The sequence below is a fragment of the Bacillus sp. FSL M7-0791 genome, assembly GCF_038627085.1.
GTDB classification, from domain to species: Bacteria; Bacillota; Bacilli; order Bacillales; family Bacillaceae; genus Bacillus; species Bacillus safensis.
The window spans coordinates 513,342-528,633 of record NZ_CP152022.1 but is presented as its reverse complement, the minus strand read 5'-3'; the positions used below and the strand labels follow the sequence as shown (position 1 = coordinate 528,633).

At 41.5% G+C, this 15,292-nt stretch carries 15 protein-coding genes and 1 riboswitch; of the genes, 2 read left to right on the top strand and 13 right to left on the bottom strand.

Going from position 1 to position 15,292, the window contains the following annotated elements; genetic code table 11:
• Positions 1–108: 108 nt before the first annotated feature.
• From MHI08_RS02515 to MHI08_RS02495, 5 genes are all read right to left on the bottom strand, one after another.
• Complete coding sequence (locus tag MHI08_RS02515; RefSeq protein WP_024427371.1) at positions 109–1,608, bottom strand: DEAD/DEAH box helicase; 1,500 nt, start codon at positions 1,606–1,608, stop codon at positions 109–111.
• A gap of 165 nt (positions 1,609–1,773) precedes the next feature.
• On the bottom strand, positions 1,774–2,112 hold the full coding sequence (locus MHI08_RS02510) for a hypothetical protein (RefSeq protein WP_024427370.1): 339 nt from the start codon (positions 2,110–2,112) through the stop codon (positions 1,774–1,776).
• A 127-nt stretch (positions 2,113–2,239) separates the two neighbouring features.
• Entirely contained in the window at positions 2,240–2,932 is a 693-nt protein-coding gene (locus MHI08_RS02505) for an alpha/beta fold hydrolase (protein ID WP_197172313.1), read from the bottom strand.
• Between the two features lie 18 nt (positions 2,933–2,950).
• On the bottom strand, positions 2,951–4,315 hold the full coding sequence (gene murF, locus MHI08_RS02500; RefSeq protein ID WP_197172316.1) for a UDP-N-acetylmuramoyl-tripeptide--D-alanyl-D-alanine ligase: 1,365 nt from the start codon (positions 4,313–4,315) through the stop codon (positions 2,951–2,953).
• Positions 4,316–4,395: 80 nt separating this feature from the next.
• Positions 4,396–5,478 (bottom strand): D-alanine--D-alanine ligase, encoded by a 1,083-nt coding sequence (locus tag MHI08_RS02495; protein ID WP_041107469.1) that lies wholly within the window; start codon positions 5,476–5,478, stop codon positions 4,396–4,398.
• 184 nt (positions 5,479–5,662) lie between these two features.
• Between MHI08_RS02495 and MHI08_RS02490 the strand changes: the two genes are divergently transcribed.
• Both MHI08_RS02490 and fbpB read left to right on the top strand, forming a co-directional pair.
• Positions 5,663–5,983, top strand: a complete 321-nt coding sequence (locus MHI08_RS02490; RefSeq protein ID WP_034283964.1) for a thioredoxin family protein — start codon at positions 5,663–5,665, stop codon at positions 5,981–5,983.
• Between the two features lie 315 nt (positions 5,984–6,298).
• Positions 6,299–6,448 carry a Fur-regulated basic protein FbpB gene (gene fbpB, locus MHI08_RS02485; RefSeq protein WP_065215285.1) on the top strand — a complete coding sequence of 50 codons (150 nt, stop codon included), beginning with the start codon at positions 6,299–6,301 and terminating at the stop codon, positions 6,446–6,448.
• Between the two features lie 98 nt (positions 6,449–6,546).
• On the opposite strand, the gene MHI08_RS02480 is transcribed toward fbpB, so the two are convergent.
• From MHI08_RS02480 to MHI08_RS02445, 8 genes are all read right to left on the bottom strand, one after another.
• Positions 6,547–6,882 (bottom strand): hypothetical protein, encoded by a 336-nt coding sequence (locus MHI08_RS02480; RefSeq protein ID WP_024427366.1) that lies wholly within the window; start codon positions 6,880–6,882, stop codon positions 6,547–6,549.
• Positions 6,883–6,999: 117 nt separating this feature from the next.
• Positions 7,000–7,767 carry an ABC transporter permease gene (locus tag MHI08_RS02475; RefSeq protein ID WP_024427365.1) on the bottom strand — a complete coding sequence of 256 codons (768 nt, stop codon included), beginning with the start codon at positions 7,765–7,767 and terminating at the stop codon, positions 7,000–7,002.
• The gene (locus MHI08_RS02470) at positions 7,760–8,671 is read right to left on the bottom strand and encodes an ABC transporter ATP-binding protein (RefSeq protein ID WP_025093589.1); all 912 of its coding nucleotides are present in this window, start codon (positions 8,669–8,671) and stop codon (positions 7,760–7,762) included. Before MHI08_RS02470 ends, MHI08_RS02475 begins: the two co-directional genes overlap by 8 nt.
• 126 nt (positions 8,672–8,797) lie before the next feature.
• Positions 8,798–10,039 carry a dicarboxylate/amino acid:cation symporter gene (locus MHI08_RS02465; protein WP_166644710.1) on the bottom strand — a complete coding sequence of 414 codons (1,242 nt, stop codon included), beginning with the start codon at positions 10,037–10,039 and terminating at the stop codon, positions 8,798–8,800.
• Positions 10,040–10,116: 77 nt separating this feature from the next.
• Positions 10,117–10,250: riboswitch (cyclic di-AMP (ydaO/yuaA leader) on the bottom strand.
• Positions 10,251–10,313: 63 nt separating this feature from the next.
• On the bottom strand, positions 10,314–11,336 hold the full coding sequence (locus tag MHI08_RS02460; RefSeq protein ID WP_024425375.1) for an AI-2E family transporter: 1,023 nt from the start codon (positions 11,334–11,336) through the stop codon (positions 10,314–10,316).
• 197 nt (positions 11,337–11,533) lie between these two features.
• On the bottom strand, positions 11,534–12,802 hold the full coding sequence (gene dctP / locus MHI08_RS02455) for a C4-dicarboxylate transporter DctP (RefSeq protein WP_073203933.1): 1,269 nt from the start codon (positions 12,800–12,802) through the stop codon (positions 11,534–11,536).
• A 124-nt stretch (positions 12,803–12,926) separates the two neighbouring features.
• Positions 12,927–13,610, bottom strand: coding sequence for a response regulator (locus tag MHI08_RS02450; protein ID WP_024425373.1), 684 nt, complete (start codon positions 13,608–13,610; stop codon positions 12,927–12,929).
• The gene (locus MHI08_RS02445) at positions 13,607–15,211 is read right to left on the bottom strand and encodes a sensor histidine kinase (protein WP_342500186.1); all 1,605 of its coding nucleotides are present in this window, start codon (positions 15,209–15,211) and stop codon (positions 13,607–13,609) included. Before MHI08_RS02445 ends, MHI08_RS02450 begins: the two co-directional genes overlap by 4 nt.
• Positions 15,212–15,292 lie beyond the last annotated feature (81 nt).

Genomic DNA, 15,292 nt, shown 5'->3' with positions numbered 1-15,292 from the left:
CCATTCTCTTACTTTTCTATCAATATATTACGTAACAAAGCCTAAAAAGTTTCAATTTCAGCTTATAAAAAAAAAAAGCGAACCCTGCAAAGGATTCGCTCTTGTATGTTAGTTGTTATAAGATTTCTTTTGACGACGATCGTTAGAAGAACGATTGCGGTCATTTGAAGAACGCTTTTTATCACCATAAGATGAACGGCTGTTCTTGCCTTTTCCACGGTAGCCTCCGCCACCGCCGCCGTCTCTGCGTTTAGAAGAGCTGCGGTTGTTACGATGACGTTTAGAAATCATTGGTGCTTCATCTGTCAAACGAACAGGCGTTGCATCCGGCTCTTTTGTCATCATTTTGATCGCAGCTGCAACCACTGTTACAGAATCATGATCTTCCAACAATTCAGCAGCAGCTGTCATGTAGAAGTTCAAGTTGTTTTCACTGATGATTGTGCGTAGACGGTCAACTGTTACTTGCTGTTGTCCTTCAATCGCCTCATCTAGTGTAGGCTCTTTCATACGATCCATTTTACGTTTAGTCGTTTGCTCAATCGCACGAAGCATATCTTTTTCACGTGGTGTGATGAATGTCATCGCCATACCTGTACGTCCAGCACGTCCTGTACGTCCAATACGGTGCACGTAGCTTTCTGGATCTTGCGGTACGTCAAAGTTATACACGTGTGTTACGCCTGAGATATCAAGTCCACGTGCTGCAACGTCTGTTGCGACAAGCACATCGATTGAACCCTCTTTGAATTTACGAAGCGCAACCATACGTTTTGCTTGAGTCAGGTCACCATGAATTCCTTCAGCTGTATAACCTCTAAGGTTAAGTGCTTCAGTCAATTCGTCAACACGGCGTTTCGTACGGCCGAAGACAATTGAAAGCTCAGGTGATTGAATGTCAAGAAGACGAGTCAATGTATCAAACTTTTTACGTTCGTGAATATCCAAATAGAACTGTTGGATGTTAGATACTGTCATTTCTTTCGCTTTTACTTTTACGTGTTCTGGGTTTGTCATGAAACGCTCTGCAATGCGCTTAATTGGTGCAGGCATTGTCGCAGAGAATAAAAGTGTTTGGTGTTCACTTGGTACATTTGAAAGGATCGCTTCAATGTCTTCGATGAAACCCATGTTTAGCATTTCGTCTGCTTCATCTAGCACAACTGTTTCAACGTTTTGAAGACGCATTGTACGACGGTTAATGTGATCGAGTAAACGTCCTGGAGTCCCTACGATGATATGAGGATTTTTCTTGAGCGAACGGATTTGACGGCCGATATCTTGTCCACCGTAAATAGGAAGTACGCGTGCACGCTTGTCTTGGCCGATTTTATATAGCTCTTCAGATACTTGAATCGCTAATTCTCTTGTTGGCGCAATGATAATCGCTTGGATATTTGGAGACGCTGGGTCGATTTTTTCAACCAGAGGAATACCAAATGCTGCAGTTTTTCCTGTTCCTGTTTGTGCTTGTCCGATGACATCTTTATTTTGAAGACCGAGAGGAATCGTTTCTGCTTGAATCGGTGTTGCTTCTTCAAATCCCATGCGGTTAATAGCCTTCATGAGACTTTCGCTTAATTGAAAATCTTGAAACGTTATAGTCAATTTATTCAAACTCCTTCTAATTGCTGTTTCAGTAATCTCGTGAATGATCATTAAAAACTGCCCTTTTCTGAAAGGACAGGTCCATTATATACAAAGCCCGAATTACCCTACCTTATATCTTACCATTACACTATTTGTTTTTCAACAAGACAGAAATGGATATATCTACTGTTCTACAATGACAGATTCACCTTCACTTTGATCTCCGTCCATCCATTTCCACTTTTCAAACAGTTGAATTTTTCCGTTATCCAGCTGCTTTGGAGTGGAATTGCAAGTCCCGCTTCTCATACTGCCGTCCTTGCTTACATGGTGGTATCTAAAATGAAGTGTTCCATCCTCATTCACAGTTCCTACAAGTACGCCAGATACAATACTGCCGCCTTGATATGTGCCCGTTAATATATTCCCGTCCTGACGATATTGAAATATGGTTCCTGCTGATACTTCTCCGTTACTCGAATTAGACTGCGGGATAAAGGTTTTTCCGTCATATTGAAACAACCGAATCAACCACCTTTTCTTTCCTATTGTACCATATGCCTGTCACTCATTCGACAAAAATGATGCAAATTTTAACAAGTGGGATTCAATTTATATTAGTTTAGCCACATTTTAGCTTTTCTATATATTAAATTGCTTTTTTTAGAAAATGTTCTACTTTCTCAAACAATTGCGGGGCACATGGCTCATGACAAACATGATGTTTACAATCGGGCAAATAAAACATTTCTTTCTGGCGAGACGGGACTTTATGATAAATAAATTCTGCACTTGAAGCAGGCACAATCCCGTCGCTTTCACCTTGAACAATTAACACAGGCAGATGAAGCTTCTCAAGCGAATTCTTCGTTTGCTTTACCAGCTTCATAAATTCTATCGCGGCTGACAGCGGCGTGCTTGTGAGCTTATGGCGATATCGATCATATAAAGGGTTGGTATCAATGATCCCTGACAGGGACTCCTTCACCATCTGCCTTGTGTCTTGCATCATTTGTTTTGGGTTCACATATTTAGCCGCAGCACTTAATAGGACGAGACGGGCAACTGGGTACTTCGCTGCTAAGTAAGAAGCAATCATTCCGCCCATAGAAAAGCCGATCAAATACACGGTGTCACAAGTTCGATAAAGGGATAGAAGTTCGAGTTCAGCTGTCGCTATCCATTCTTGATAAAGAATGCCTTTTAACTGAAGCTCATCCCCATGCCCCGGAAGCGTGACAGACTGCACTTCCCAATCTGCCGTCTGTTTTAAATATTGCGCCAGCGGTTCTACTTCATAAGGGGCACCCGTAAAACCGTGGATACATAAACAGCCAATCATTCTGTCACCTTCTCACTTTTATAGTGCAGTAATGACTTCTTCCAATTTCATACCGCGTGAGGCTTTGACAAGCACAACATCGTCAGGCCCTGCCACTTCAGTTAGTTTTTTCTTCAGGTCCTCTTTGTCCATAAAGGAGAATACGTGCTCAGCCCCGAATGATTTTTTCGCTCCTTCAGCAATGAATGCACCTAGACGGCCATACGTCATGACATGATCAATAAATTCCGGCTTGATGTAACGGCCAAGTTCATAATGATACGTTTCTTCTTCACTGCCCATTTCGAGCATATCTCCAAGTACAAGAATACGATTGGCGAAGCCGTCCATATCTCCCACTAGATCAATGGCTGCCTTCATAGAAGTAGGACTTGCATTATACGCATCATTAATGACAGTGATTCCTTTATCTGTTTTAAACAGCTCAAGACGCATCCCCGTCAACTTCGTTTGCATCAGTCCCTGGGCTATTTGTCTTTCATTCAGCCCAAAATGCTGGCCAATAGCAATAGCAGCAAGTGCATTCTTCACATTATGTTTCCCTAATACAGGAATGAGAAAACCTTGGGCATACCCTTCGACCTGAAATTCTGTTCCTTCTGCAAGCTGGTTGATGTGCGTTACCTTGATATCACAGCCCTCTGCTTCTCCAAAGGTTTTTACACGCTGAGAGAGTGAACTTGCTCTTTCGCGAAGCAAAGGCTCATCACCTAAGTAATAAAAGATACCGTCTTCTTTTAACCCTTTGACGATCTCACATTTTGCATCAGCAATGGCTTCTCTTGATCCTAAATCTTGCATATGAGATTCCCCGATATTTGTGATGACTGCCGCATCCGGCTCAGCGAGATCTGATAAAAATTCGATTTCGCCTTTTGCACTCATACCCATCTCCAAAACCGCAATATCGGTTCCTTCTGGCATTGCAAGAATGGTGAGCGGAAGACCGATATGATTATTAAAGTTACCGTCTGTTTTATGAACTTGATACGCTGTTTGCAAGACGGAATGAATCATGTCTTTCGTTGTGGTTTTCCCATTACTTCCTGTAATACCGACAACACGAGGGTTTTCTTCTTTTAAGTATGATTTCGCCAGCTGTTGAAGCGCAGCTAGTGTATCCTCTACAAGAATTACTGGAACGCCTTCTGGCGGATTGGCTTCTTTTTGATTCCAAAGAACAGCTGAGGCTCCTAGCTCCACTGCTTTTGAAGCAAATGTGTGACCGTTAAAATGTTCTCCGATAAGCGGGATAAACAGGGCGCCGTTTGATACTTTTCGTGTATCTGTTGTCACTCCGTGAATCTGCTCTTCGCCAAAAGCTTGATTAGATAGGGTTCCACCAGCCATTTGGGCGATTTGTTTCACTGTACGTTTGATCATGATTTTTCGCCTCTCTTTCTCATTTCACGTTTGAAGGAAAAGAGACACTACCTAAGGATAGTGTCTGCTTGCTGCTCACATTAAAAAGTTGTTTTAATGGTTTGTTTTTCTTGATGACGTTCAATTGCAAGTGACACCAGCTTTTCAATTAACTCTGGATACTCTACACCAGTGTGTTTCCAAAGTAATGGGAACATACTAAATGGTGTGAATCCAGGCATTGTATTCACTTCATTGATCAACACTTCACCTTTTTCTGTAAGGAAGAAGTCTGCACGTACGAGACCAGATCCATCGAGGGCTTTAAATGCCTTAATCGCCATGTCATGAATCGTCTTATATTCATCCTCTGACACACTCGCCGGAATGATCAAATCTGTATCGCCATCTTCATATTTTGCTTTGTAATCATAAAAATCTGTTTTAGGCGCAATTTCACCAACGACAGAGCATTTCGGCTCATCATTGCCTAATACACCAATCTCGATTTCTCTTCCAACGACGCCTTCTTCTACGACCACACGACGATCATATTGGAAAGCGAGGTCAAATGCAGTCTGCAGTTCTTCTTTGCTGCGGCATTTGCTAATTCCAACACTTGATCCCATGTTGGCAGGTTTCACAAAGCATGGATAGCCCAGTACTTTTTCCACCTGTTCTAAGCTGTCTGGTGTCGCTTTCTCGTAGTCTTTTTTATTGAAAGAAAGGTGCTTTGCTTGTGCAAGTCCTGCTTGTGCAAAAACATCTTTCATCATGACTTTATCCATACCCGCGGCAGACGCGAGAACGCCGTTGCCGACATACGGGATATTTAACAGTTCAAGTAATCCTTGCATTGTGCCATCTTCTCCATTTGGTCCGTGCAGCAACGGGAAGACAACATCAATTTTCTCATCAGCCGATGCAGGCTGTGGAAACATGCTTTCATTTAAAGAAGTTGGTAAAAACGTCTTTGCGTTCTGTTCAAATTGAAGCATTTTGACGTTTGATACTGGTTCAGTGAGTTTTTCTCCTCTTAACCATTCACCCTCTTCTGTAATATAAATTGGATGTATATCGAACTTCTCAGTGTTAAGTGCTTTTGTAACTGCAAGGGCTGTTTGCAGTGATACATTATGTTCGGCTGACTTTCCGCCGTAAATCAATCCTAAACTTATTTTCAATGGATACTCCCCCCACTAAAATTCATCTTTACTATCTTATCACTTTCAAGCAAAAATGCTCTAATTAATTTTTGTTGTTACGTAATTGAAATGATTTGTAAAGGTTGTAAGCGCCTCCCGAGCATTTGTATGTCATTCGCCTTTATTTTATATTAAAATGACATTGAAAAGGAGTTGTGACAAATTGAAAAAAATCACAAGTACTGAACAATTCAATGAAATGATTCAATCAGACAAAGAAGTCATCGTTAAATTCTTTGCAACATGGTGTCCTGACTGTACAAGAATGGACATGTTCATTCCAGACATCCTAGAAGCTTATGCTCACCATGAATGGTTTGAAATAAATAAAGATGATTTCCCAGAATTAGCTGAAACGTATCAGGTAATGGGTATTCCAAGCCTGTTAATTTTCAAAAATGGTGAAAAAACAGGTCATTTACACAGTGCAAATGCAAAATCGCCTGAAGAAGTGACAGAATTTCTTCAAGAGCACGTTTCTTAATTGATGAAACGAAGGACATCAGCAAACTCTTGCTGATGTCTTTTTTCTTTTTAAATCTCTTCATAAGACGAGCTGCACAGCCAAAACGTTTCAAATTGATGTTTCACTTACGACAAGTCATGACAAGATTATTTCCTGGGAAAGAATGCAGCGTCGAACCAGCTTGGAATATGTCGGTTACGTGAATTTTCTGAATTGAATCTTTACTTCTGACATTTGTCTTTGTATAATGGAGTTGCTAATTGAAAATGATTATCAATTTCATCTATGTGGAATCCTATAGACGTCCATTCTAATAAGGGAGCGATAAGTCACATGTCTAAGAAGAAAATTAAAACCTATCAGCAATTGATTGAAGAGAACAAAAAGGCCATCATGCGCGATCCTCAAATGATGGAAAGTATTTACGAAACCATCGACAAAAAACACCAGAAGCAGCTTGCAGCTGCTGGGCGTGAATCATAACTATTAGAGGAGCAGTCATCACTGACTGCTCTTTTTGTCTGCTTCAACAAAATAAAAAAGCCGATAAAATCTGTTATTCGATTTTATCGGCTTTTGTTTTAATTTGCTTTCGCTACACGGTCCTGCTTCATTCCTAAATAAATGAGCATATATGTGAGATAACCCATTGTCATCGTTAAACCACCGAAGAAAAATTGAGAAAAGACTGGTTCCTCAAATGTCGTGACGGCAGCAAGAACGATCCAGCTCGCATATAAATAGACCATGAACCATTTCATGTTTCTTTTAAGTGTATACAGAAAGAAAAGACCCGCTAACGAAAAGATCCCCAGCGCTAGTCTGAAATATACAAGGTGATCAAACTGGAAGGCAAAAGACACAAACGAAAACGACAGCAGCAACAAAATTGGTAAAGCCGTAATGAAATTTTTCACGATAGTGCCACCTCCATGACTCCTTCTTATTATAAGACAAAATCAGCCGGTTATCGTGAAATACAGACTCGTTTTCACAAAGATGTCACGAATTTTTCTTGTTATTTGACACAATTTTTACACATTTACATCACGTTTCCAAAAAAGAATCCAAGCCGATCCAATAAAGAAAACAAAATGAGCCCCTACTATAAATAGAGAAAACAAAATGCTCATCCCATGAAAAGGCGGCGGTCCTTGAAAGCTGTACTGAGTAAAGTCCGTATTCGCGAAAAGGAGGATTTTCCCCCACTGATTTTCTAAGAGAGACATGATCGGTACAAGTGATTTCGCCGCATATAAAACAAAAAACGAGGTCACAAGGGCAACAAGACTGTTTCTAAACAAACTAGAACACATAAAAGCAAAGCTTGCCATCATGATCACTTCCACCCACTGAGATCCAATGACGGCAAACGTATGCTGAAATAATTGCCCCGTTCTTTCATCAAAATCAGTACCGAAGAAAATAAGACCAAATAGAAAAGCCAAAACATAATAAAAAACAAACAAATAAATGACTGTCAACACAAGTGTGATGTATTTTGACAGAAAAATGTGCAGTCTTGTTTTTGGCCGGATCAATAGAAACTTGATCGTCCTTTTCTGAAACTCTGTTGAGATTAAGGTCGCGCCAATAACAACAGCAAGTACCTGCAAAATAAACACGACGTTCGTGGAATAAGCAAAATAGTTCGCGACTGTGTCTTGTCCGCCAAAGCTTGATATGACTCGTTTCAAGGTTAGAGCCATGGCCAGTTGAAATACCACGATCAATAAAAGAGCAATGAATGTGATCTTTTTCTTCATGATTTTCTTATGCTCATTCTTGATGAGGTTAAGCATCTGTCGTCCCGCCTTCCGTCCATTTCATAAAAGCCTCTTCAATTGACTGCTTTTGAGGCATCATTTCAAGTACATCAAACCCCGCCAGCACAAGCTGTTTGTTCAGCTCTGGCACACGTTCTTTGTTCAGTTGAAGCAGTACACGCGCTCCATTTCGTTCATATGTATAGTCGTGTGCGTCAAGCCATGAGACCGCCTTTTCTACTGGCTGAATATTCATCAGCACCTGCTCTTTCCCCTCCATATCCCGGAGATGAGTACTAGCTTTGATCTGTCCCTTTTGAATGATAATCATTCGGTCACATAGCTCCTCTACCTCATGCAATAAATGCGTCGCAAATAACACCGAGGTTCCTTCTTCCTTTACAAGCATTTGTAAGTGCTCCCGGAATTCCTTCATTCCTGCAGGGTCCAGTCCATTTGTCGGTTCGTCTAAAATGAGCAGGTTCGGACGATGCAAAATAGCTTGTGCAATCCCAAGCCTTTGTTTCATCCCTAGTGAATACGTTTTGACCTTCTGATGAATGGCATCCTCAAGACGAACTCTTTCCACCACTTCCTGAATGCGTTCCTCCGTCACGCCATCGTGCATCGCTGCATACATTTCAAGGTTTTCAAAGCCTGTTAAATACGAATAAAATTCTGGGTTTTCTATGATCGCACCAACAGATGACATCGCTTTAAGAAAATCCTCATCTTGTGAATATCCATTGATCATGATGTTGCCATTGTTTTTTTTCATCAAGCCAACGATCAATCGAATCAAAGTTGTTTTTCCAGACCCATTGGGTCCAAGTAATCCAACAATTTCTCCTTGCCCAATGTCTATAGAAATATCCTGCAAGATCATTTTTCGGCCAATTTGTTTATCGACTTTCTCTACTTTTAAAACAGCAGACTGCAAAGTGGTTCCTCCTTCTGATGTAAACCTATGGCGGCATGTATGGCCGCTCATTCTGTTAAAAGTATATCACGCGAGACAAATCAATCCATGAAAAAAAGGACTGACCCAGCCAGCCCTTCTTGCTTATTACAGTGATAAGTTAGGTGTCGGCGCTTCTTTCTCGTGTTTCTTTTCGGTTTCAGAAACAATCACCGCACATGCTGCGTCACCTGTAATATTAACTACGGTTCTTGCCATATCTAATAAGCGGTCTATGCCAAGGATCAGCGCTATTCCCTCAACAGGAAGATTCACGGAATTTAACACCATGGCCAGCATGATGAGCCCTACCCCTGGGACACCTGCTGTACCGACACTTGCTAAAACAGCTGTTAAGACAACCGTCAGCATTTGAACAAGCGTCAGTTCAACCCCATACACTTGAGCGATAAAAATGGTCGCAACACCTTGCATAATGGCTGTGCCATCCATATTAATGGTTGCACCCAGCGGCTGCACAAAGCTTGAAATCGGCTCTGGCACCTTTAAACGCTTTTGCGCTGTTTCCATTGATACCGGCAGTACTGCGTTACTGCTTGATGTACTAAACGCAACAACCATCGCTGGTGAAAATCCTTTAAAGAATGCCATTGGATTTCGTTTAGCTAAGATAGCAATGGTTGATCCATATGTCAGGAAGAAATGCAGGATAAGCGCAATTAACACGACCGAGAAGTAAAGTCCCATCGCTTTCATGGCATCCAGTCCCTGACTGCCGATCGCGGTTGCAATCAAACCGAATGTCCCGTACGGTGCAAATTTCATTACAACACCGACAAGATACATCATTAATTCATTTCCTTGTTCAAACAGCTTCAGCAAGCCTTCCGTTTTTTTACCAAGCATGGCTATGCCAAGACCTAAAAATACGCAGAAGACGATAATTTGAAGCATGTTTCCTTCAACTAACGATTGGACTGGATTGGTTGGAATAATGTTGAGTAGTGTTTCTGCCATTGATGGGGCTTCCTCTGCGGAATAATCAGCCGCTTTTGTATCAAAATTACCGAAGGCTCCGGGCTTAATCAATAAGGCTAATGAAATGCCAATGATAATGGCGAAAGTCGTAGTGAGCAGGAAATAAGTAATGGTTTTTACGCCGATTCTGCCTAGCTTCTTCGGATCACCAAGGCCTGCTACACCGAGCGTGATCGAAAAGAATACAATGGGTACAACCAGCATTTTAATCAGGTTTAAGAAGATTTGACCTAGAGGTGTAAATAAATAAGGGTCTAACACTTTGAATACATTTGGAGCAAAAAGGTTGAGCAGCAATCCTGTGATTGCACCTACAAACAAGGCAATAATAATTTTTGTCGCCAGCTTCAATAAAATCTCCCCTTCCTCGTCAAAAAGACCCACGAGAGAGTTTTCTCGTGGGCCTGCGTGTCCATACGTGTACCACTGTCTACTCTCTTCACGCTGATGAGGTTAGCTGACGGGTTAGGACGAAGAGATGTCCTTTTTTCTCAGATAAGAAAAATTCACCCCAAAAACATGGGTCCCCCATTCCTTTAGAAGGATTAAGCGTGTGGATATATGATATTTTCATACCATTTATACCTTATTTTTAGAAAATTGTAAACAGGTTCATATGAACTTTTTAATTACTTTCTTCCCTATTTGTCACTTCAAGAATATCTAAAATAAACACAAAGATTGGGATACCGATAATAAGTCCCCAAATGCCAATATAGTGTTCAGAGAAGATCAGCACAATAAACGTGAAGAAAATAGGGAGTTCTGTTTTAGCTGACATGAGCTTCGGATTCAAGAAGTATGCTTCAATAGCATGGATAATCACAATCACCAGCACAATATACAGGACATACATTCCGCCTCCGAGTGTATACGCAATGATGCTGAGTGGAATAAGAGAGATAACCACACCCGCTACTGGGATTAAGCCTAGCAAAAAGACCATGACCGCTAATCCAAATAACTGCGGGAAGCCCATAATGCCTAGCGCAATGGTCGTTAGCACACAATTAACGGTTGCAATAATAAACTGTGCTTCGAGTACTTTTCCAAACGTTCGGGAAAATTTGCGTCCAAAGAAGGCAATTTCATGATAGAATACGGAGATTTTACTCGTTTTGAACTTGTTCATGAATTGAATGAGGCGTTCTTTTTCGAACAGGAAGAACATGCTTAATATTAAGGACATAATGACCTGGATACTGAACGTGCTGAAATCGGTTATGTATGTATAGAGGAAATTAAACCCTTTCTCAAAGAAAGCTGATATTTTGAAATCTCCGAATACGTTCGTGATGACGTCAAAGAAGGGTAAATCTTGTGGGTGATCTGCAATTTTCTTTCCTAAATGGAATAGCTGCTCTACCTGTTTGGCGATGATTGGTACAAAAACGAATCCGCCAAATGTTAATCCACCAGCCAGAAGAATATACAAAATGGTAATGACCGATTTCTGTCCTATTTTCAGGAAGCGATTTAAAAAGCCTCTAATGACCTCTTCCAACCGATTCATCAAAAAGGTGAAAATGAAGGTCAAAAGAATTAAATTCATCATTCCTCTTAATAGATATAATGCTGTGGCTAATACTACAAATACTGAAAACCGCTTAACACCGGGTTTTTCGAACAATTTTAAAAATGCCGTCATTACGTTACACACCTGCCAGGACTAAAGTCTATTTTTCATCGTATCTGATATACATTATATCGGATCTTTCTGTAAATTATATAATAAAAGGTCAAAGAGGTCTTACGATTTGTATTAATTTTATTGGTTTTTCTTTTTTACACAAAAAAACCGAACCCATGTAGAACATAAGGTTTCGGTTTTTGGTTGTTTTTATACTAAACAGCCTGCTTCATATTCCGCATTTCCTGAAGTGCTGTTTTGCTCTTCGCTTCGTCAAATTCACCTTCACTCTTCGCGACAACAATTGTTGCGATTCCATTTCCAATGAGGTTTGTAATCGCTCTTCCTTCACTCATGAAGCGGTCAACCCCAAGCAGCAGTGCTAGACCCTCTAACGGAATGACCTGAAGTGCTGCAAGTGTAGATGCAAGCACGATAAATCCGCTTCCTGTCACCCCAGCTGCTCCCTTTGATGTAAGCATCAGCACAAGGATAATGGTGATCTGCTGACCGATCGACAGGTCTACACCAAACACTTGCGCCAAGAAGACGACGGCCATTGATAAATAGATGGAAGTTCCATCTAGGTTAAAGGAATAACCTGTTGGAATGACAAGACCGACAACAGACTTAGAACACCCGTAGCGTTCCATTTTATCCATCATTCTTGGTAGCACGGATTCTGAAGAACTTGTGCCAAGTACAATCAAAATTTCATCCTTGATAAATCGCAGATAGCTAAACAAGCTGAAGCCATACATTTTACAAATAATGTTCAGTACAATGAAGATGAACAAGAACATGGTCATATAAACGGAGAGCATCAGACTCGCCAGCGGTTTAATCGATGCCAAACCAAAGTGTCCGATCGTATAAGCCATCGCCCCAAATGCACCAAGAGGCGCAGCACGCATGATATAACCAATGATTTTAAAGAAAACAAGTGACAGCTTATCAAGCCATTCGATAATGCCTTTCCCCTTCTCGCCAAGAGCAGCGAGCGCAACACCGAATAAAATAGAGAAGAATAAGACCTGTAAAATATCACCCTTTGCGAAAGCATCAACCATGTTAGATGGCACGATGTGTGTAACAAATTCCATCCAGTCGATACCCTGTCCCCCATTTTGGGTATACTGTGAAACGTCCCCTTTTTCAAGCTTGCTATAGTCAAGACCTGCACCTGGCTTCATGATATTCACCACAAAAAGACCGATGACTAGAGCAAGTGTCGTGACAACTTCAAAATAAATAAATGCTTTTCCCCCAACTTTCCCAACCTTTTTCATATCACCCATCTTGGCAATACCAAGAACAATGGTTAAGAAAATAATTGGTGCAATGACCATTTTAACGGCATTGATAAAGGTGTCACCAAGCGGCTTCATTTCTTTTCCGACGTTTGGCCAAACCATCCCGACAATGATCCCGATAATGACAGCTGCAATTACCTGAAATGTCAGGTTCTTCAAAATCCTTTTCATAAAAAATCAACTCCCTCACCCTTTGATGTAAACGCTTAACTATTATCTGTAGATAAATGATAGCGATTTCATCAAAGGCTGTGAAGCTTATGGACATATCGTACATTTTGGTCTTTTTGGTCTCTTAGTCAGAATGTACGATATATTTATTCACAGGCCGTCCTACCCCGCCATATTGCATATCTAATTTCAGCTCGCCTTCTTTTACGAGGAAGTCTAAATACCGGCGTGCCGTGACGCGGGCAATGCCAAGTGCATTGGCGACTTCTTCTGCAGACTGCGCGCCTTCCTGCAAGCCCATATACGCTTTAATTTCGTTCATCGTATGCACATTCAGCCCTTTAGGAAGCCAAGTATCTTCCTGCTTAACAGCAGGCTTTCGTATGATATCATCGAGCATCTCCTGAGAGAATTCTGCTGCAGTTTGGATTTTTGATTTAAACGCCTTATAGCTTTCAAGTGATTCTTTCATTCGTTCAAATTTGAATGGTTTAATAATATAATCCCGCGCACCATTTTGAAGCATGATGCCGATGGTCTCTTTGTCCTTCGCTGCAGAAATGACAATCACGTCCACTTTCATCTTCTGTTTTCTGATGTCTTGCAGCGTTTTGACGCCATCCTTTTTTGGCATATAGACATCAAGTACCACGAGGTCTGGACGAATTTCTTTGATCAGCTGGATGCCCTGCTCCCCGTTCCCAGCGACAGCTGCGACTTGAAAGCCAGGGACACTCATAATGAACTCTTTATTCACTTCTTGCACCATTGGGTCATCTTCAATTAACAGCACCTTAATCTGAGTCATCTGTCTCTCTCCTCTATGGTCATTGGGAATTCGATTGAGAAGGTGGTACCAATACCGATGCTTGATGTGACCTCTACATTTCCCATCCCTTTGTCGATAATCGTTTTTACAATGTACAGGCCATAGCCTGTTCCGCCCTCTTTGCCATGTGTGAAGCCTTTATCGAAAATAGAAGGAATCATTTCCTCTTCGATCCCGGAGCCATTGTCTTCAATTAAAATCGCGATGACATCCTCCGTTTGATCGATACTAATGGAAATGACTTTTGTGTCTCTTTCTACAGTATCATACGAAGCAAAGGCGTTCTCAATGAGATTTCCGAGCAGCTTTGTCATATCATGCTGATCAAGCCGTTCAGGGAAATCACGCAGACAGCTATGTTCATCTACTTCGACCATGATGCCAAGCTCCTTGCCTCTTCTGATTTTGCTCATCAATAACCCTGCGACAGCATCATGCTCTATGACGCGATGAAGAAAGTCCGTCACATGTTCCTGCTCCTCGGTTGTTTGAAAGGCTAGATCGAGCGCCTGATCGGCTTTACCGAGCTGAATCAGCCCGGCAATCGTATGAAGCTTATTCATATGTTCATGGTTTTGCACCCGCAAACCGTCCACAAAGTTCTTAACCCCTGTGAGCTCCTCCGCCAATTTCGCTGCTTCTGTCCGGTCTTGAAAAATGGCGACCGCTCCGATGATCTTCTTTTTCATGACTATCGGAATCCGGCTGCTCATGATCCGCTTTCCGCTCATATGAATTTCTTCATTGTAGACAGGTTCTGCGCGATCAATAATCTCAGGAAGTCTCGTATCAGACAGCACACCCCAAATATTCCGGCCCACGACATCACCTGTTACGCCAAAAATCTGCTTCGCCTTCTCATTAAAAATGGTGATCATGTGCTGATTATCAATGGCGATGACCCCTTCATTAATAGAGTGAAAGGTTGCAGTGCGTTCCTCTAGCATTCTGACAATCTCATGCGGCTCCAGCTTAAACATTTGCTGTTTAATATGACGGGCGAGCAAAAATGAACCCACAAGCCCAAAGCTGAGCGTCAGCAGGAGAATCATAAGGATATCCTGCTTCATTTCTCCTAATATATCTGCCATACTTGGCAGAGTTCTTCCTACAAGCACAACCCCTGTTTGATTAAATTGATCATCCTTGACTGGATAAAAAGCTCTGATGGCTGTTCCAAGCTCTCCCTCTGCTTCTGAGAAATAAATATGCTCCGCAAAAGCCGGCTCTTCATCAGTTCCTTCTGAGCGCTGGCCAATCCTCGTTTTCACTGGATGCGTTAATCTCACATGATCCATATCCATCACGACAATATAGTCAGCATCTTGAATAATCCGAATCTCTTCGATTGCATGCTGTAATTGATCACGATCCTTTGTCTGATCAGCTAACGCCTGCTTCACCTCATTCATCTCAGCCACGGTTCTCGCCGTGTTCATGAGTCTTTTTCGAAGCTCCCGTTCCTCTGTTTGCTGAATTCCCCCAACAAGGACAATTCCTCCGATTAAAAGGGCGAAAATGACAACGAAATATGTGAGGATGGTAAGCTTCCATCTAATAGATAATTGTTGTAATTTCAATCGATTTCTCATCATTTTTTCACCTGTATCTTTACGGATTCTTCCTCTGTCAAGTATGCTTGACATAAGGGGGATCTGACG